Source organism: Kitasatospora sp. NPDC048662, from assembly GCF_055587065.1.
The window spans coordinates 227,006-245,171 of the sequence record NZ_JBVJHA010000009.1 but is presented as its reverse complement, the minus strand read 5'-3'; the positions used below and the strand labels follow the sequence as shown (position 1 = coordinate 245,171).

Annotated in this window: 15 protein-coding genes and 2 pseudogenes; 11 read left to right on the top strand and 6 right to left on the bottom strand. The window is 72.0% G+C overall.

The genetic code is table 11. The features are described from left to right. Positions 1 to 101: 101 nt before the first annotated feature. Positions 102 to 218 (bottom strand): annotated as a pseudogene (locus ACZ6R9_RS24465) (IS982 family transposase); the annotation flags it as partial. On the opposite strand from ACZ6R9_RS24465, the gene ACZ6R9_RS24460 reads away from it, so the two are divergent. Then, positions 162 to 509, top strand: a complete 348-nt coding sequence (locus ACZ6R9_RS24460) for a transposase (protein ID WP_465540356.1) — start codon at positions 162 to 164, stop codon at positions 507 to 509. The pseudogene ACZ6R9_RS24465 and the gene ACZ6R9_RS24460 overlap by 57 nt on opposite strands. A gap of 206 nt (positions 510 to 715) precedes the next feature. On the opposite strand, the pseudogene ACZ6R9_RS24455 reads toward ACZ6R9_RS24460, so the two are convergent. Then, a pseudogene (locus tag ACZ6R9_RS24455) lies at positions 716 to 1,314 on the bottom strand (transposase). 842 nt (positions 1,315 to 2,156) lie between these two features. On the opposite strand from ACZ6R9_RS24455, the gene ACZ6R9_RS24450 reads away from it, so the two are divergent. The 3 genes from ACZ6R9_RS24450 to ACZ6R9_RS24440 all read left to right on the top strand — a co-directional run bounded on the left by ACZ6R9_RS24450 (position 2,157) and on the right by ACZ6R9_RS24440 (position 6,965). Further along, positions 2,157 to 3,203 (top strand): SCO2583/SCO2584 N-terminal domain-containing protein, encoded by a 1,047-nt coding sequence (locus ACZ6R9_RS24450; protein WP_465540334.1) that lies wholly within the window; start codon positions 2,157 to 2,159, stop codon positions 3,201 to 3,203. A gap of 323 nt (positions 3,204 to 3,526) precedes the next feature. Next, positions 3,527 to 4,324: an ABC transporter ATP-binding protein gene (locus ACZ6R9_RS24445; RefSeq protein ID WP_380478556.1), complete on the top strand. Its 798-nt coding sequence runs from the start codon at positions 3,527 to 3,529 to the stop codon at positions 4,322 to 4,324. A gap of 118 nt (positions 4,325 to 4,442) precedes the next feature. Next, on the top strand, positions 4,443 to 6,965 hold the full coding sequence (locus ACZ6R9_RS24440; RefSeq protein WP_465540332.1) for an FtsX-like permease family protein: 2,523 nt from the start codon (positions 4,443 to 4,445) through the stop codon (positions 6,963 to 6,965). Between the two features lie 119 nt (positions 6,966 to 7,084). Here the strand turns inward: ACZ6R9_RS24440 and ACZ6R9_RS24435 are convergent, their stop codons facing one another. Continuing rightward, complete coding sequence (locus ACZ6R9_RS24435) at positions 7,085 to 8,461, bottom strand: oxygenase MpaB family protein (protein ID WP_465540330.1); 1,377 nt, start codon at positions 8,459 to 8,461, stop codon at positions 7,085 to 7,087. Positions 8,462 to 8,792: 331 nt separating this feature from the next. Continuing rightward, positions 8,793 to 9,641, bottom strand: coding sequence for a DUF4253 domain-containing protein (locus ACZ6R9_RS24430; protein WP_465540328.1), 849 nt, complete (start codon positions 9,639 to 9,641; stop codon positions 8,793 to 8,795). Positions 9,642 to 9,836: 195 nt separating this feature from the next. Here ACZ6R9_RS24430 and ACZ6R9_RS24425 point away from each other — a divergent pair, with 195 nt between their 5' ends. After that, on the top strand, positions 9,837 to 10,874 hold the full coding sequence (locus ACZ6R9_RS24425) for a C40 family peptidase (RefSeq protein ID WP_380478562.1): 1,038 nt from the start codon (positions 9,837 to 9,839) through the stop codon (positions 10,872 to 10,874). 37 nt (positions 10,875 to 10,911) lie between these two features. On the opposite strand, the gene ACZ6R9_RS24420 is transcribed toward ACZ6R9_RS24425, so the two are convergent. Further along, positions 10,912 to 11,862: an EamA family transporter gene (locus ACZ6R9_RS24420; RefSeq protein WP_380478564.1), complete on the bottom strand. Its 951-nt coding sequence runs from the start codon at positions 11,860 to 11,862 to the stop codon at positions 10,912 to 10,914. A gap of 91 nt (positions 11,863 to 11,953) precedes the next feature. Between ACZ6R9_RS24420 and ACZ6R9_RS24415 the strand changes: the two genes are divergently transcribed. The 3 genes from ACZ6R9_RS24415 to metX all read left to right on the top strand — a co-directional run bounded on the left by ACZ6R9_RS24415 (position 11,954) and on the right by metX (position 15,556). Then, positions 11,954 to 12,838: a LysR family transcriptional regulator gene (locus ACZ6R9_RS24415; protein ID WP_465540325.1), complete on the top strand. Its 885-nt coding sequence runs from the start codon at positions 11,954 to 11,956 to the stop codon at positions 12,836 to 12,838. Between the two features lie 247 nt (positions 12,839 to 13,085). Then, entirely contained in the window at positions 13,086 to 14,405 is a 1,320-nt protein-coding gene (locus tag ACZ6R9_RS24410; protein WP_380478568.1) for a bifunctional o-acetylhomoserine/o-acetylserine sulfhydrylase, read from the top strand. 8 nt (positions 14,406 to 14,413) lie between these two features. Continuing rightward, positions 14,414 to 15,556: a homoserine O-acetyltransferase MetX gene (metX, locus tag ACZ6R9_RS24405; protein WP_465540323.1), complete on the top strand. Its 1,143-nt coding sequence runs from the start codon at positions 14,414 to 14,416 to the stop codon at positions 15,554 to 15,556. A gap of 32 nt (positions 15,557 to 15,588) precedes the next feature. On the opposite strand, the gene ACZ6R9_RS24400 is transcribed toward metX, so the two are convergent. Next, a complete protein-coding gene (locus tag ACZ6R9_RS24400) occupies positions 15,589 to 16,011 on the bottom strand; it encodes a DUF350 domain-containing protein (protein ID WP_380478572.1) in 423 nt (140 codons plus the stop codon). 145 nt (positions 16,012 to 16,156) lie between these two features. Here ACZ6R9_RS24400 and ACZ6R9_RS24395 point away from each other — a divergent pair, with 145 nt between their 5' ends. From ACZ6R9_RS24395 to ACZ6R9_RS24385, 3 genes are all read left to right on the top strand, one after another. Then, on the top strand, positions 16,157 to 16,495 hold the full coding sequence (locus tag ACZ6R9_RS24395) for a hypothetical protein (protein WP_380478574.1): 339 nt from the start codon (positions 16,157 to 16,159) through the stop codon (positions 16,493 to 16,495). 6 nt (positions 16,496 to 16,501) lie between these two features. After that, positions 16,502 to 17,731, top strand: a complete 1,230-nt coding sequence (locus ACZ6R9_RS24390; protein ID WP_380478576.1) for a glutathionylspermidine synthase family protein — start codon at positions 16,502 to 16,504, stop codon at positions 17,729 to 17,731. A gap of 216 nt (positions 17,732 to 17,947) precedes the next feature. Next, complete coding sequence (locus ACZ6R9_RS24385; protein WP_380478578.1) at positions 17,948 to 18,109, top strand: hypothetical protein; 162 nt, start codon at positions 17,948 to 17,950, stop codon at positions 18,107 to 18,109. Positions 18,110 to 18,166: the final 57 nt, after the last annotated feature.

The window sequence follows — 18,166 nt, the reverse complement described above, 5'->3', positions numbered from 1 at the left end:
ACGTCGGCCTACTCGATGACCATCACGGGATCATTCGGGAAGGTACGCCCTCCGCGCTCCTCCCGGAACCGATCCACAGGTATCGAGCATTGCTCCGGCCAGACCAGTTCGGAGTCCGTCAGCCGCAGAGGGCGGCCCAGTATGCGCATTCGGCGCCGATGATCACCGATCCGCACGTAGAGTGCAGTCAGGAGGGTGTCCAGCTCGCAGATCGTCACAATCCCGATGCTGGACACACTCCCGCTTGTCCGAAGCAGAACCGGCAAACCCGGCCGACTCCGGAAGGGCCGCTGCTCCCGGCCTGGCCCGAGCAGTCACTGGGCCCGCGCCCGATGGACGACCCCCTGTCCCTGCAGGGCATCCTCTTCGTGCTGCACACCGGCACCACCTGGCCGCAACTGCCATCGCAGCTGGGATTCGGCTCCGCCCGGACCTGCTGGCGGCGGCTCGGCCTCCGGCAGGACCCCGGGGCGTTCGAGGCCTGCACCGCATACTCCGGGTCGAGCTGAACGCGGCCGGCCCGATCGACCGGACGAGCGCCTGCGTGAACACCTCCCACGTCCGCGCGAAAGAGGGGCGAAGCGACGGACCCGTCGGTCGACCGGCCCAAGACCGCCAGCAAGCACACCACCCGATCAGCGCGGCAGAGGCATCCCGCTCCACGTGATCACCACCGCCGCCGACGTCAACGGCATCACCCGAACACTGAGCCTTTTCAGCGTTGAAGCTCAAGGGTGAGGACGGCCTTGGCTCCTGACGTCAGCCAGTTCGGGCTGCAGCGGGCGTGCTGGAAGATTCTCCAGCGCTTGAGCGTGGCCACGCCGCGCTCGACGGGGTGGCGGAGCCGGGCGTGGGCTCGGTTCAACGACCGTTGCCCGGGGCTGAGTTCCTTGCGGGCGGGGCCTCTGGTCGGCACGGCGAAGGTGCCGCCGGCGCCGGTGTACGCCATGTCGGCCAGGGCCGGGATGCGGAGTCGGATGCAGGTCTTCACGATGCGGTGGGTGCGGGCTGCGGTGAGGTCGTGGGTGCGGCCGGGCAGGGCGCGGGAGATCCACACGAGTTTGCCCGTCGGGCCGGTGATGCGAGGAGGTCGGTGACCTGGTGGACGTAGGCGTGGGCGGTGCCGACGCTGATCCGGAAACCGGCCGCGATCTGGGCGAGGGTGTCGTGCTTGCGCAGGTACACCAACGCGACCAGGGCCCGTTGGGATGGCGGGAGCTTGCAGCGGCGGTCACCCTCGCGGGTGACGATGAGCATGGTGACCCACTCGACGAGCGCGTGCGGCAGGTCCAGTGCGGCAGGATAGGTGACCAACGAGGCTTCCTGGCTGGTTGCTTGAGACGTGAGACATCTCGCTCAACCGCCCGGGAGCCTCGTTCGTTCTGCCCCCGTCCCGAGCACCCGGCCGTCACCCGATCGGTGGCCGCCCTGAAAAAGCTCACTCCCCCGATCGACGACCCCTTGGCCAGCCAGGTCGCCCACCCGCGCAAACCCCCCAGCGCCCTGCCCAGAAACAAGGGCTACGACAGCAACCCAACCGCCCGGGAGCCGCGCAAACGCCAGATCCTGCCGGTCCTCCCCCCACCGCGGCAAGCCCTACATAACCGGCCTCGACATGCCCCGCCACACCATCGAGCAGGCATTCACCCAACTCCGCCAGTTCAAGCGCCTCGCTGCCCAATGACAACGACGCCTCGATCTCCACAACGCCTTCATCTCACTCGCCTGCGAACTCATCTGCTGGCGACGCCTCACCCGACAGACACAGTAATCGCATTACGAGTTCCACGTGTTCGCCCTGACTTCTGAGCCAATGCCATGCAGGTATTGACCAACTCGCCGGTGAATCAATCCACATGTCGGACAATTCCCCCCGGACCAACAACACCCTCGACCGCCCAAGCCTCATCGCCCGGGTACATAACAACTACCAAACCTCAGGCAACCACCTCATGGAAACGCCGGTCGCCCTCGCCAAAGTCTGGATGCACGACCATCCGCAGTCCCCGACCGGCGCCACCATGAAGGTCTCCGAGTGCGACTCCCTGCCGCCTCTCCTCACGACCGGACACCCCGAGCAACGAGCCCTGGCCGTGGTGCGGAGAAGATCGAAAACACGGCCCCGCACTGTCGCCGGCGGCAGGCATACTGGCGCAATGTCCGACCATCGCCCGTCCGATGCCATCGAACCGCCGGACCCGTTCGAAGGTCTGGTCCTGGACGAGGAGTTCGTCCGATCCGCCACCGTGCGCGAGCCGTCCGCGCGGGCCCGGATGCTGGCCGAGCGTTGGCGCCACGAGCCGCCGGTCGATCCGGGCGGCCGCCGCTGGTCGCCGGGCGGGTCGCGGCCGCCCCGCCGCAGGCGGTGGTTCGGGCGGGCGGGCCGGGCCCAACCTCCGTACCGCACTGGACGATTCGGGCGGCTGCATCGGTTCCGGTCGCTCAGCCGGGGTGAGCGGTGGACGGTGGTGCTCGGGCTGCTGATCGTCCTACTGGCGGTGGGCGGGGTGCTGTTCGAACCGCAGCGGGCCCACACGCCGCAACTGGCCCGCGCGGCAGGCGGGCCGGGCAGGCCGTCGCCCTCGGAGGACCGTGCGCTGCCCGGCGGCGGGGTGTCCACCGGTAGTCGGTGCGGGACGCGCGGCTATCACCGTTTCCCGACCGCGCCCGTCTCGCTCAGCCTCGACGGGTCGTCAGGTCCGGCGCTGCTGCTGGCCGCTCAGGGCTTCCGTGGTCTCGACACCGACCGGCCCGGCGAGTTCACCTTCGACCTGCGGCTCAGCTCGGGCTCCGCGACGCCGATGGCGCTGTCGGGTCCGCTCGGCCCGGAGGGCGTGGCGGTGGAGATCGAGGGGCCGGACGGGCTGGTGGCCGGCGCGTATGGGCTGCCCGCGACGGTCGAGGGCGCGCCGTATACTTCCGACGGCCGGGGGTGGCTGATCTCCGACCACGGCGCGGTCGCGCACGTCGTGCTGCCGGCGGCGGCACTCTGCCCGGGCGTCGGCGCGCAGGCCCTCGCCACCGGACTGGCACTGCGCACCGACGGCGGCAACACCATCACCGGCCCGGCGCCGTACACCGTCACGGTGTCGATGGCCGACCCGGAGGTGGGCGAGCTGCGGCGAGCCCTCGGGGTACTGCCGCAGGGCGAGGTGCTGGCCGCCACCAACCGGGTCCCGGTGCGGGCGGCCAACCCGAGCTGAGCCGATCGCGGACCGTCCTCCTGAAGCTGTCTCAAACCCATGGCTGTGTCGGGGGTTGGCAGGTGAACGGTGGTGGGGATAACCCCACCTTGAAGTCTCGTGCCCCCTTCATGGTGGGTGACCTGCGGATTTCCTAGCGTTGGTGATGCCCCGAAGGGAGGTCCGCCGGGGCGTCACCCTCCGAGGAAGGCTTCACCATGTCGCCCCGCCTGCGCCGTTCCCAGCCCGGCCGGCCCGCCCATCCTGCCGCTTCCGACGCTGCCGCCGCGCCCGGGTCGCCCTGGCCCGGCTCCGCAGCGTCCGCGGCTGCGCCCGGCCTGCCCATGGATGGACGGCCCTCCGGTGGACGGCTGACGGACGGACGGCCCACCAACGGGCAGCCGGCGGTCGAACTGCGCGGCGTGCGCCGGATCTACGGTCGCGGTGCGGGAGCGGTTCACGCCCTCGGCGGGATCGACCTGACGCTCCCCGCAGGCAGTTTCACGGCCGTGATGGGCCCGTCCGGCTCCGGCAAGAGCACCTTCCTGCAGTGCGCCGCCGGCCTCGACCGGCCCGATGCGGGGCAGGTGCTGCTGGCCGGGCATCCGATCAGCTCGCTCGGGGAGGACGCGCTGACCAAGCTCCGGCGCAGCCGGATCGGCTTCGTTTTTCAGGCGTTCAACCTCCTGCCCTCGCTGACGGTCCTTCAGAACGTGCTGCTCCCGCAACGTCTGGCCGGTGGCCGGCCGGACAAGGCCCGGGCCCACGAGCTGCTCGCCCGGGTCGGCCTGCGCGAGCACGCCGCCCGTCGGCCCGGCCAGCTCTCCGGTGGCCAGCAGCAGCGCGTCGCCCTGGCCCGGGCGCTGATCACCCGGCCCGACGTGATCTTCGCCGACGAGCCCACTGGCGCGCTCGACACGCACAGCGCACACGAAGTCCTCGGCCTGCTGCGCAACGCGGTGGACGGCCTCGGCGCGACAGTGGTGCTGGTCACGCACGACCCGGTCGCCGCGTCCTTCGCCGACCGCGCGGTCTTCCTGGCGGGCGGACTCCTCGCGGGCGAGCTCCATCATCCCGACCCACGCACAGTCTCCGACCACATGCTCACCCTCTCCGCCCAGCCCGTCGGCACCCGCGCATGAGCCCCCGCCGTCCCTGCCCATGCCCCGGAGGCGACCGCGGGCCCGACGGACCGGCCCGCGCCGGCCTCGCGACCCGCCCCTCCGCCCTCCTCTTCTGCCACGCCCCGGAGTTGACCGCATGACCAACGGACTGGCCCGCGCCGCCGTACGTTTCCGGCCCGCCTCGTTCGCGGGTACCTTCCTGGCGCTGCTGTTCGCCTCGGCGATCGTGACCGCGTGCGGCGTGCTGCTGCAGACCGGGCTCACCGCGAGCATCAAGCCCGACCGGTACGCGGACGCACCGATCCTGGTGTCTGCCGACCAGCAGGTGAAGGTGTCGGTCGTGCGCGGCAAGGAGCCCGACACGATCGCCCACACCCTCCCCGAACGGGCCCGGCTGGACGCCTCCCTGACGGCTGTCGTGGCCGCTGTGCCGGGCGTCGAACAGGCCCGGCCCGACTCCGCGTTCCCGGTGTCGGCCGGCCGATCCGGCCTGCCGGCGCTCACCGGTCGCGGCTGGGCCGCGCTGGGCATCGCCCGGGGCGAGCGGCTCACCGAGGGCCGCGCCCCGGCCGACGGCGAACTGGTGCTGGACGCCGCGAGTGCCCGCGCCGCCCACCTCTCGCCCGGAGCGGACCTGACCGTCGACACGCCCGTCGGCACCGCGTCCTACCGGGTCTCCGGCCTCGCCGAAGCGCAGCCCGGCCGGGCCACCGCCTGGTTCGCGGACAGTACGGCCGATCGGATCTCCGGCCACCCGGGCCGGATCGACTCCCTTGCCGTCCGCCCCGCGCAGGGCACCGCCCCGGCCGCGCTGGCCGGCGCGCTGCGCCAGGCGCTGGACGGCAAGGCGCAGGTGACGACTGGTCAGCAGCGTGGCGAGGTGGAACAGCCGGTGCTGCTCGAGGCGAGGGAGGTGCTGGCCGGCATCGGCGGCTCCTTCGGCGGGACGGCTGTCACCGTCGCCGTGTTCGTGCTGGCGAGCACCATCACGCTGGCGACCGGCCAGCGGGCCCGTGAGTTCGCGCTGCTGCGGACGGTCGGGGCGACGCCACGTCAGATTCGGCGTTCGATCGCCACCGAGGCGGTGCTGATCGCCCCGGTCGCCGCCGCGATCGGCATCCTGCCCGGGCTGGCACTGGCCCGCTGGTGGTTCGGTGAACTGGTCGCTCGCGGTGCGGTGCCCACTGGGGTGTCGCTCGATGTCGGCCCGCTGCCCCTGCTCGTCTCGGTCGCGGTCTGCACGGGGACGGCACTGGCGGCCGGTCTGCTCGCGGCCCGGCACAGTGCCCGGATGCGGCCGACCCAGGCACTCGGCGAGGCCGACAACGGGCCGGGTGCACCTGGCGCGGTTCGGGCGGTGATCGGTGCGCTGTTCGCCGCGGGCGCGGTCTCGCTGGCGGTGGTCGCGGCCAACCTGGCGGGTGCCACGGCGGCGAACCTGGCCCTGGGTGTGGTGCTGTGCTTCATGGTCGCCGTGGGGCTGCTCGGTCCGTGGCTGGTGCGCGGCGCGGTCGGTCTGGTGGGTGTGCTGCTGCGCGCTGCCGGGGCGTCGGCCTCGCTGGCCGCCGACAACGCCCGTGCCGGATCCCGGCGGCTGGCCTCGGCGACCGTCCCGATCGTGATGGTCATCGCCTTCTGCGGGACTCTGGTGTTCCTGCAGGCCAGCCTTCAGCACGCCGCCTCCGAGCAGGTCCGCGAGGGGCTGAAGGCGGATCGGGTGGTCACCGCCGGCGCCGGTGCTGGACTGCCCGCGAACGCCGTGGAACGTGCGGCCAAGGTGCCGGGCGTGGACGCCGCGGTCGGCCTGCTGCCCACCGGCCTGGTGTACCAGAGCTCCGGCGCGCTCAGCGCGGCCACCGCAGAGGCGGTGGACGGCGATCCGGCCGCGCTGGCGAAGGTCCTGGACCTTGGCGTGACGTCGGGTTCGCCGGCCGACCTGTCCCGGTCCGCCGACACCGTCGCGCTGGACGGCCTGCTGGCCGAGAGCCTGAAGGTGAAGGTCGGCCAGCGGGCGGCGTTCTGGCTCGGCGACGGCACCCGGGTCGAGCCCATGGTGGTCGCGATCTACCGCCGCGGACTCGGCCTCGGGCAGGCGCTGCTCCCAAAGGCCGCGGTCACCGCGCACACCGATTCGCCCTACGCGACCCGGCTGTTGGTCACCGAGGCCCCCGGCACGGACGGAGCCTCGATTACGAAGACACTGTCCGAACTCGCACCAGCGGGCCTGACAGTGACGGACCGCCACGGCTACGCGGCCCAGGCCGACCAGGATCGCGAGCTGAACGGCTGGGTGAACAACGTGATGGCAGGTGTGCTGGCCGGGTTCGCGGCGCTGACAGCCGCGAACACCCTGGTGATGACGGTGCTGGACCGCCGCCGCGAGATCGCCCTGCTGCGGTTGGCCGGCACCACCCGCCGTCAGGTCCGCACGATGCTGCGCTGGGAGGCACTGCTGATCGCTGCGATCGGCCTGGTGACCGGTGCCGCGATCGCCTGGGCGACGCTCACCCCGATCACCCGCGCTCTGACCTCCGCTGGTCCACATGTTCCCCTCACCACCGCCCTTCCGCTCGGCGCAGCGACTGCCCTGCTCTGCCTGGCCGCCACCGCTCTTCCCGGACGCGCCTTGCTGCGCACCCGTCCCATCACCGCGCTCTGATACCGCGCCCGGACGCCACAACCCTGTCCGGCGTACCTACGCGCCCTCGGCGGCCACTCCTCCCGGGGGTGGCCCTGCCGCGTCTCCCGGCACCGGGCGCGCTGAGCACCGGGCGTCGGTCATGGTCGGCCCAGGAGTTGGGTGCCGGCGGTGCTGCTGCCACGGGCGGTGAAGAACTCGGTGAAGCCCCGGACGAATTCCTCCTCGGTGATCTGGCCGTCCCCGTCGGTGTCCAGTTGGCGGAAGCCGTGGGTGAGTTCGGCTGGGTGGACGCGGGAGCCGCCGAACAGGGTCCGGTACTCGTCGGCGCACAGCTGGCCGCTGTGGTCGACGTCGGCGGCGTGGAACATGGCGCGGACGGCGACGTGCAGGCCCTGTTCCAGGTAGCCGGGGTCACGGTCGATCCCGGCCAGCATCGCGGTGACGAACTCCTCGCAGGAGATCTCTCCGTCGCCAGTGGCGTCCACGGTGGCCAGCAGGTGCTCCCACCAGGTGTCGAAGGCGGTGTAGACGGCGGACTCGGTCTCCTCGTCGCGCTCCAGCGGCCAGCAGACGTTGTGTGCCATGGCCCGGAAGTCGGCAGCGGTGAGGCGTCCGTCGCCGGTCTGGTCCATCACCTGGTGGTAGAAGGCGGCGATCCGGGCCGGTCGGTCGTCCCGCCGTGGTGTGCGTGGCGGGCGTGGCGGCCGGCCTGGTGCGGTGGTGGCCGCCCGGGACTGCTCGCCGCTGGGGTGGGTGCGGTAGCGGAGCCGGTCGGGCAGCCGCTCGGAGATCAGGCGCGCGCTGCGGTGGACCGTCCAGGAGAGCGCGGCGGCGCCGCGACTGCGTGGCAGGCCGCACTTGGCGCGGAACTCGACCGGCAGGTCGGCCAGGGTGAGCGTGGTGAGGAAGCGGGCGACGAGTCGGCGCAGCAGCGGCCAGGCGGGTCGGAGCCGGCCGAGGCGGCGTGGCGCTGGGGCACGGGTGAGGACGGTGTACAGCATGTCCTTGGCGGCTTCGGTGAGTTCAAGGGTCTCCCGGATGGTGTCCCGAATGTAGCCGGGCACGTCGGCGGCGGTGGGCGGGAACAGCTCGTCGGGGAGCCGGAAGGCCGTACAGACCTCTCGGAACTCCCGGTAGAGCCTGTCGAGTTCGACGGGGCTCAACCGGCGGCCGGAGAGTGCCCGCAGAGCCGTCATGGCCTCGTACAGGGTGACCAGCACCCAGACCCGGACGGCGGGGTCGAGGGCCGTGTAGGGGCGGCCCTGGCCGTCGACTCCGGCGATCCGGCGGTGGCTGCGTTCGAGGCGCTGGATCTCGCGGTGCAGCGCCTCCTGATCGGAGAAGAACAGGCGCCTGCCGCTGTCCATGGTGTGTTCGATCCGCCGCCAGGGGTGGCTCCGGTAAGTGGACAGTTGGTGGACTCCGGCGCCGACGGCGGGGTGGGCGTTCTGCAGGACGAGCAGCCGCCAGGCGACCAGGGCGATGCGGCGCTCGCCGAGGGTGCGGCGCAGCATGGAGTCCGATTCCGCTCGTGCGGCGTGTGTCATGGGTCCGTACCCCCTTTCCTTCCGGTGGCCCGACGGCCACTCAACGGCCTTTCGGCTTCGGCCCGTTTTGGATGTTCCGAAGCCTAGGGGCGGTTCCTGGCCAAACCCGCTGGTACAGACCCCAAACCACCCGGCGGGGTGAGCCGGAGGGCAATTCTCCGCCCGCACAGGTGGATCAGGTCCGCACGACGTTGACGGTTTCCATCAATTCCCGGTGCCAGGCGGCACGTTGCCTAGGCTCCGGGTCCGAGGTCCGGAGTCCGCGGTCCGGAGTCCGCGGTCCGAGGTCCGGGGTCGCTCAGTCCCACCAGAAGGACCACTGGTCTGCGTTGACCAGGCCGGGTGCGTAATCGGCGATCGTGCCGACGCCCTGGAAGATGTTGTCGGGACAGAACGCGAGGTGTTCGGCGGCGATCCGAAGCGCCAGGTCGTCCTCCTGGGGCGGCGCTCCGACGCTCAACTCCAGGTCGGCGAAGCCGACCTGGACCAGTCGGGTCCCGTAGCGGCGTTCCCAGTCGAGCAGCACGGCGGAGACCTTGGCGATGTCGCCCTCGTGGTTGACCGGTCCGGTCCAGCCGCAGGCGGTGAGCGCTTCGGCGCCGGTGGCGGCGGGTACCAGGCCGATCCGCAGGTGCGCGTTGTTGGCCAGCAGTTCGCGGGCCAGTGCGCGGGCGGCCCGGTCCGGGTCGCCGGGTTGTTGGGCGGCAGGTGCCGTTCCGGGCCAGCCGTCGGTGAACGGGGCGATGCTCTTGGCGAATTCGGCGCTCTCCTCGGGGTCGGGAATGTCATCGTCGGCGGGGGTGGCGGAGTGCTCCCAGCCGGCGCGCAGCAGTGCGGCAGGGTCGTACCAGTCGGGTTTGGTGGCGTCGCGCGGTTGGAGTTCGCCGGAGCCCCAGGGGCGGAACTCGGCGTCGCCGGCGGAGAGCGGGGCGAGCAGCAGCGGCCACAGCCCACTGGCCGGGTGCTCGCGGTGCAGTTTCTCCCAGAGCCCGAGGGGTGCCGGCCCATCGCTCATCCAGAGCAGGGGGGTGGCGTCCTCCTCGTTGTCGTCCGGCTTCACCAGCCGTCCGGCGGGCAGCAGGGCGGCGACGGCGGCCAGGTCGGCGTCGGGCCGCAGGTAGCGCAGTTGGTGGAGGGTGTCGGTCATGCGGGCAAGCTAGCAAGCCCGCCTGACAAGGCATTTTCCACTGAAGGGTAGTCAACGCCACGGCTGCACACGCTGGTTCACGGAGCTGTGGAAGTGGACGCGGAGGCCCTGCCTTGATTACGGTCTGACACCAAACTCATTGTCGGATGATCACGCAATCAGACGCATCCGGCCGGAGCAGAAAGAAGGAGCCCCATGGCTTCCCACCGACGCCCGAAACAACCGAGCCGCGCCCGTACCTACGTCCTGACCGGTGCCGCAGCGACCGCGGTCGCGCTGTCGGCCCAGGTGAGCGCGCACGCCGCGCCGGCCCAGCCGAACAAGAACGAGGTGAAGGCCCAGGTCGACAAGCTGCTGGAGGAGCAGGAGCAGGCGACCGAGAAGTACAACGGCGCCAAGGAGCGGGCGGACCAGCTGCACAAGCAGGCCGCCCAGTTGCAGGACCAGCTGGCCCGCGGCCAGGAGCAGTTGAACGAGCTGGCCTCCGGGCTGGCGGCGGTGGCCGGCGACCAGTACCGGCACGCCGGCGTCGATCCGTCGATGCAGCTGATGCTCTCGTCCGACCCGGACAAGTACCTGGCACAGGCGTCGTCCTTCGACCAGGCCGCCAGCACCCAGTCCGCCACCCTGAAGGCGTTGCAGGAGCAGCAGCGCCGGCTTGAGCAGCAGAAGCGGGAGGCGGCGACGGTGCTGGCCGAGCTGGACGACCAGACCCAGGTGCTCAACGGCGCCCGGAGCACGGTGCAGTCCAAGCTGGCGGAGGCCCAGCGCCTGTTGGCCACGCTGTCGGCCGCCGACCGGGCCGCGATCGTGCGGGGCACTGACGAGTCCGCCTCGCGCAGCGCCTCCCGGGTCGATCCGGCCAGCCTGCCGTCGGCCAGCGGCGCGGCCAAGGTCGCGGTGGAGGCCGCGCTCAAGAAGCAGGGGTCGGACTACATCTCGGGCGCGACCGGCCCGAACACCTTCGACTGCTCCGGCCTGATGGTGTGGGCGTACGCGCAGGCCGGCGTCTCGCTGCCGCGCACCTCGCAGGCGCAGGCCACCGCCGGAACCAATGTGGGCACCGACTGGCACAACGCCCAGCCCGGCGATCTGGTGATCTACAAGTCCGACCGGAGCCATGTCGCCATGTACATCGGCAACGGCATGGTGGTGCACGCGCCGAAGGCCGGTGACGTGGTCAAGGTCATGAAGGTCGACGCGATTTCGATCAACGTCATCCGCCGGGTCTGACGCGCGCGGGGCCAAGGCCCCGGCACCTGATCGCCAATCAGCCCCGAGCGGGGGCGGGGCGGCGGTCGGGCAACTGTCCGGCGACGATCGAGGCCAGCGCGAGGGCGAAGCCCACCAGCTGGACCGGGCCGAGGGTCTGGTCGAGCACCACCGCGCCGAGGACGGCGGCCACCAGCGGAGAGAGCAGCCCGAGCACCGCGACGCCGGTGACCGGAAGGCTGGTGATGCCCTGGAACCAGAGGGCGTAGGTGAGCAGTCCACCGATCAGGCCCAGCCACAGGTAGCCGAGCACGGCTCGCCCGTCGATGGCCGGCGGAGCGCCCTCGAACAGAAAGGTCAGCGGGAGCAGGAACAGGCCGCCGGAGGTGAGTTGCCATCCGGTGAGCGCGAGCGGGGAGACGCCTTCGGGACGGCCCCAGCGCTTGGTGAGGGTGACGCCGAGCGCCATGGTTGCGGCGCCGCCGAGTCCGGCGGCCACGCCGACGGCGTCCAGGGCGGCGCTCGGGCCGATCACCACCAGTCCGACGCCGAGTACGCCGACCAGGCCCCACAGCAGCTGTCGGCCGGAGAGCCGTTGGCGCAGTACGGCCACGGCCAGCACGGCGACGATCATCGGTTGGGCGGCGGCAAGGGTTCCGGCCACTCCGCCGGGCAGGCGTTCGGCGGCGGTGAACAGCAGCGGCAGGAACAGTCCGATGTTCAGTACCCCGAGAACGGCGGCCTTGCCCCACCAGCCTCCGCGCGGCAGCGTCCGGGTGACGGCCAGGGCGATCAGGCCGGCCGGCAGGGCGCGCAGCAGGGCGGCGAACATCGGGTGGCCGGGCGGCAGCAGTTCGGTGGTGACCACGTAGGTGGTGCCCCAGACGGCGGGGGCGATCGCGGTCAGCGCGGTGCGCGGCAGGACGCCGCGGTCACCGCCCGAACTGCCGGACGGTGCAAGGGTGGTGAGCGGTTCGGCGGACGGGGTGGCGGTGCTGGTCGCTGTCATGCGGAAAGTCTGACTTTCACTCGATCGATGAGTCCAACACATGTTTGTCAGCGCATTGATCTTGTTCCGCGATGGATGCAGGGTGGGGTGCATGGAGCTCCAGCAGGTGCGCTACGTCGTCGCGGCGGCCGAGACGCTCAACTTCACCCGCGCCGCGGAGCGCTGCCTGGTGGTGCAGTCGGCGCTCAGCCATCAGATCTCCAGGCTCGAACACGAGCTGGGCGCCCGGCTGTTCGAGCGCACCAGCCGCCGGGTACGGCTGACCGCAGCCGGCGAGGCCTTCCTGCCGGCCGCCCGCCAGTGTCTGGAAGCGGCGGAGCGGGCGGCGGCCGAGGTCGCGGCGGCGGTCGGCGAGGTGCGCGGGCGGCTCGCGGTGGGTCTGATCCCCACCGTCACCGCCGTGGACATCCCGGCCGGGCTGCACGCGTTCCGCGGCCGCCATCCGCAGGTGCGGATCAGCCTGCGGGTCGGCGCCAGCGACGATCTGATCGAACAGGTCCGCCAGGGCGTCCTGGACGTCGCCTTCCTCGGCCTGCCGCCGACCTTGCGCCCGCAGGGGGTCACGGCCCGTGAACTGGCCCGCGGCCGCCTGGTCGCGGTCGTCGCGCCGGACCATCCGCTGGCCGCCCGCAGCCGGGTGAGCCTGCGCACGCTGGCCGCCGAGCCGTTCGTCGATCTGCCCGCGGGCACGGCCGGTCGCGCCCAGACCGATCTGGCGTTCAGAGCGGCCGGCCTGGTCCGCGACGTGGCGTTCGAGGTCACCGACGCCGCCTACATGCCCCGGCTGGTCGGCCCGGGCCTGGCCGTGGCGATGCTGCCCGCCGCGTACGTGGACCGGTTGACGGGCGTCGCGACCGTCGAGGTCACGGACGCGCCGACCCGGATCGAGACGGTGGTGTGGAGCCGCACGGGCCCGACACCGGCCACCGCTGCCTTCCTCGATCTGCTGGGCATTCCGGCTGATGCGCCTACCTGAAGTCTGCTGATCCGACGATCCGATAATGGCCCGTCAGATCTCCGCGATGTGTCGCCACGTGTCCCCGCATGTCCGCTCCGGTGATCCGCTGGCGGGGCGTTCCCGCGCTGTGCTTACCTGACGCCGTGACCGTCCCGGCGGCCTCCTCCACCGCCCGGCATCCCGACGGTTCGTCAACTACGCCTCCCCGCGACGGTTTCGCCCTGCCCGCGCAGCCGTCCCCGCCCCGCACGCGTACAGGAGCAGCATGTCCGAGCAGAGCCCCGTCGCCACCCCCGGCTGGTCGTTCGAGACCCGGCAGATCCATGCGGGCGCGCAGCCCGACCCCGCGACCGGGGCCCGGGCGGTGCCGATCTACCAGACCACCTCGTTCGCGTTCCGGGACACCGCACACGCCGCCGACCTGTTCGCCCTCGTCGAGCCGGGCAACATCTACACCCGGATCCACAACCCGACCACCGACGTGCTGGAGCAGCGCCTGGCCTCCCTGGAGGGCGGGGTGGCTGCGGTCGCGCTGGCCTCCGGGCAGGCCGCGGAGACCCTGGCCCTGCTGACGGTGGCCGGAGCGGGTGACCACCTGGTCTCCTCGGCGTCCCTGTACGGAGGCACCTACAACCTGCTGCGGCACACCCTGCCCCGGTTCGGCATCGAGGTGAGCTTCGTGGACGACCCGGACGACCTGGACGCCTGGCGGGCGGCGGTCCGTCCGAACACCAAGGCGCTGTTCGCGGAGTCGCTGGGCAATCCGCGCGGCAATGTGCTGGACGTGCGCGGCGTCGCCGAGGTCGCGCACACCGCCGGGGTGCCGCTGATCGTCGACAACACCGTGCCCACGCCGTTCCTGCTCCGACCGATCGAGCACGGCGCGGACGTGGTCGTGCACTCGGCGACCAAGTTCCTCGGCGGGCACGGCACCACTATCGGGGGTGTGGTGGTGGACGGCGGCACCTTCGACTTCGGCGCCCACCCCGCACGCTTCCCCGGTTTCACCGAACCCGACCCGAGCTACCACGGCCTGCGATTCTGGGACGCCCTCGGGCCGGGCGCGTTCGCCGCCAAGCTGCGGGTGCAGCTGCTGCGCGACCTCGGTCCGGCGCTCGCCCCGCATTCGGCGTTCCTGCTGCTGCAGGGCATCGAGACGCTGTCGCTGCGGCTGGAGCGGCACACCGCCAACGCGCTGGAACTGGCCCGCTGGCTCCAGGCCCGCGACGAGGTCGCGGCCGTCCACTACCCGGGCCTGCCGTCCAGCCGTTGGCACGCCGCCGCGCAGCGTTACCTGCCGCGCGGCGCGGGCGCGGTGCTCTCCTTCGAGCTGCGCGACGGTGTGGAGGCCGGGCGGCGGTTCGTGGACGGACTCGAACTCTTCAGCCACCTCGCCAACATCGGCGACGTGCGCAGCCTGGTGATCCACCCGGCGTCCACCACACACAGCCAGCTGGACGCCGAACAGCTGGCGGCCACCGGCACCGCGCCCGGCCTGGTGCGGCTGTCGGTCGGGCTGGAGAGCGTCACCGATCTGAAGGCGGACCTGGAGGCGGGCTTCCGCTCGGCGAAGGGCGCGTCCTGAACGGCACCTTGGGCCTCGCCGTCCCGCCCGCCACCGGAGCCTGGCGGGACGGCGACCCGGCCGGCCGGCGGCGCTGGTTCGCGCTGCCCGGACCGCTCGCCCTGGAGGCGGGCGGCACCCTGCCGGGCGGCAGACTGGCGTACGAGACCTGGGGAGTGCTCGCGCCGGACGGCTCCAACGCCGTCCTGGTGCTGCACGCGCTGACCGGCGACAGCCACCTCGCCGGGCCCGCTGCGGCCGGGCACCCCACGGCCGGCTGGTGGGACGAACTGGTCGGCCCCGGCCGGGCCTTGGACACCGATCGCTGGTTCGTGGTGGCGGCGAACGTGCTGGGCGGCTGCCAGGGCTCCACCGGGCCGTCCGTACCCGCGCCCGACGGGCGAGCCTGGGGCGGGCGCTTCCCGTTCCTCACCCAGCGCGACCAGGTCGCCGCCGAGGCGCTCCTCGCCGACGCGCTCGGCGTGGAGCGCTGGGCGCTGGTGGTCGGCGGGTCGATGGGCGGGATGCGGGCGCTGGAATGGGCGGTGACGCACCCTCAACGGGTGGGCACGCTGCTGGTGCTGGCCACCACGGCCGCCGCTTCCGCCGAGCAGATCGCGCATGCCTCCACGCAAGTGCAGGCGATCCGCACCGACCCCGGCTGGCACGGCGGTGACTACCATCACCTGCCGCCCGGCGCCGGGCCGCACCGCGGCCTCGGCCTGGCCCGCCGGCTCGCCCAGATCACCTACCGCAGCGAACCCGAACTCGCCGCCCGCTTCGGCCGCGCCCCGCAGCCCGGCGAACACCCTTGGCACGGCGGACGGTTCGCCGTCGAGTCCTACCTCGACCATCACGCGTCGAAGCTGGCGCACCGCTTCGACGCGGGCAGCTACGTGGTCCTCAACGAGGCGATGAACGCCCACGACCTGGGCCGTGGTCGTGGTGGGACGGCCGCCGCCCTGCGGCGGGTGACCGCGCCCGCGTTGGTCGTCGCCATCGACTCGGACCGGCTCTACCCGCCCGCCCAGCAGGCCGAACTCGCCGCGCACCTGCCGCACGCCGACGCCCTCCGGTTGATCTCCTCGCCGCACGGCCACGACGGCTTCCTGCTGGAGGCCGACCAGGTGGCACCGCTGCTCGCCGAACTCCTGCCGGGCGCCGACCGATGAACGCGCACCACCGCGCCGGAGGTGCCCGACCGTCAGGCGATCGAGGCGGCGACGATCGCCGCGGCGGCCAGGTTGCAGCTGGCCGACACCCATACCGCCGGGTGCGACTCGTTCGACACCAGGATGGCGCCCAGCCGACCCGGGGTGAGCAGGTCCAGCAGCCAGAACGCGAGCGCCATGAGCAACAGCCCGAGAACGCCGAAGGCCAGCGTGGAGATCAGGCCCTTGCCGAAATCGTCGTAGGTGGTGCGGATCGCGGTATAGACGATGCCGCCGACGCCGAGCAGTGCCGAACTGAGCAGCAGGGCAGCATTGCGGTTGCCCTCTGCCCAGATCAGCCGGCCGAGCTTGCCCGGGGTGAGCACGTCGATCAGCAGATAGCCGAGCAGCAACAGCACCAGGCCGACCAGGCCGTAGACGGCGGCCGCGCCGAGGCCGTGGACTATGTCGTTCATCAGCGGGGCTCTCCCGGGGTCGGGCAGCCGCGCCGGGCCGCGCCATGGTCAAGGATCGGCAAAACATAACCCATCTCCCTGGCCGCCCGTCAGTTTCCGACAGCACTGGACCGAACATCACATCTTCCGCGTACGATGGTCCGCCATGACACCGCCGCCGCCCGCCAGTACCGCCCCGGACCGACCGATACCGGACGCCCGCCGCCGGTCCGGCTTCGTCACGCTGGGGATGGTCGGCACGCTCGCCCTCACCCTGTCCGGCTGCTCCTCCTCCAGCACCCCGCCCAGCCGCTGCGTCAACCCGACCACGCTGAAGGTGCTGGACAGCCACTCCTGCTCGGCCGGCGGCTCGGGCGCGGGACGCTGGTACTACTGCGGGTACGGCACCGACACCGTCAACGGCGGAACCTTCGACAAGGCCGCCACCAAGCGCGGCGGCTTCGGCTGCCCCAAGGGCAGCAGCAGCGGCTCGGGCGGCGGCTGACCCCTGATGCGCCGTCACACCATCACCCCGCGCCCCGACTGGCTGGCCACCGTCGAATCCCAGGGCCTCGTGTACGCGATGTGCTCCGACCCGTGCAACCAGGGCGGCCCACATCCCTACTGGGACGAGAGCGCCTACTACGAATTCTCGCTGCCCGAGGTCGAGGCCCTGGAAGAAGTCGTCGAGGAACTCCACGAACTCTCCCTCGCCGCCGCCGACCACGTGGTACGCACCGGCCGCTTCGCCGACTTCGGCATCACCGACCCCCGGCTCGCCGCGGTCGTCGCCGAATCCTGGCACCGCCGCGACGAACAGCCCAGCGTGTACGGCCGATTCGACCTCGCCTACGACGGCACCGGCCCCGCCAAGCTGTTCGAGTACAACGCCGACACCCCCACCTCGCTGATCGAGGCCGCCGGACCGCAGTGGTTCTGGCTGGAGGACCGCTTCCCCGACGCCGACCAGTGGAACTCCCTCCACGAACGCCTGATCGCCTCCTGGCACCGTCAGAAGCACCTGCTGCCGCCCGGGCCCGTGCACTTCGCCCACTCCCGCGGCGACACCGAGGGCGAGGACTGGCTGACCACCCTCTACCTCCAGGAGTGCGCCGAACAGGCCGGACTGCAGACCGTCGGCATCGCCATGGAGGACATCGGCTGGGACGGCCTGACCGGCCGCTTCGTCGATCTCGAACACCGCTTCATCCGCTCCGTGTTCAAGCTCTACCCCTGGGAGTGGCTCGCCGAGGACGAGTTCACCGACCAGCTCCTCGACGTCATCGACCTCGGCGGCGGCACCGGCTCCACCCTGTGGATCGAGCCCGCCTGGAAGATGCTGCTGTCCAACAAGGCGCTGCTGGCCGTCCTCTGGGAACTCAATCCCGGCCACCCGAACCTGCTGCCCGCCTACCTCGACGGCCCGCGCGAGCTCGCCGACCCCGACGGCCCCGGCTACGCCGCCAAGCCGCTGCTGGGCCGCGAGGGCGCCGGCATCCGCATCGTGGAACCGGACGGCACCCAGACCCGTCTCGCCGACTGGGCCGGTGACCCGGACCGCTACGGCGCCGAAGGCCACTGCTACCAGCAGTACCACCCCCTCCCCGACTTCGACGGCAACCGTCCCGTCCTCGGCACCTGGGTCGTCGACGGCGAATCCGCCGGCCTCGGCATCCGCGAAACCGACGACAGCCCCATCACCCACCAGGGCGCCCGCTTCCTCCCGCACGTCATCCGCTGAACTCCTTCTCCTTTCGACCTGCCCTGTCGACCTGCCCTGTCGGCGTGTCCCGCCAGCATGTCCCGTCGGCGTGTCCTGCTGGCGTGTCCTGCCAACCCACTCCTGCCACTACGCACTCTTCGCCGCGCCGGATGGGTATCCCCTACGCATTGATCAGCCCACCGTCCCACCGCAAAGCTGGTATCCGCTCTCCCCACCCCCAGTCAGGAGATCCGGATGACCCGCCGCGAACGCTTCCGCCTCTACGCCAGCGAGCACTTCACCGCCCTCGCCGAGCACCCCACCCCGCGCTGCCCCCGCCGTGGCTTCGTCGAACGCCAGACCCGCCGTGCCACCCTCTCCCACCTCGCCCGCCTGACCCCTCGCCCGCGTCCCTGAGCCCTGTGGCTCCCCGGCCCGGCGGCTCTCCGCCCGCACCCGCCAACTCGGCACCCG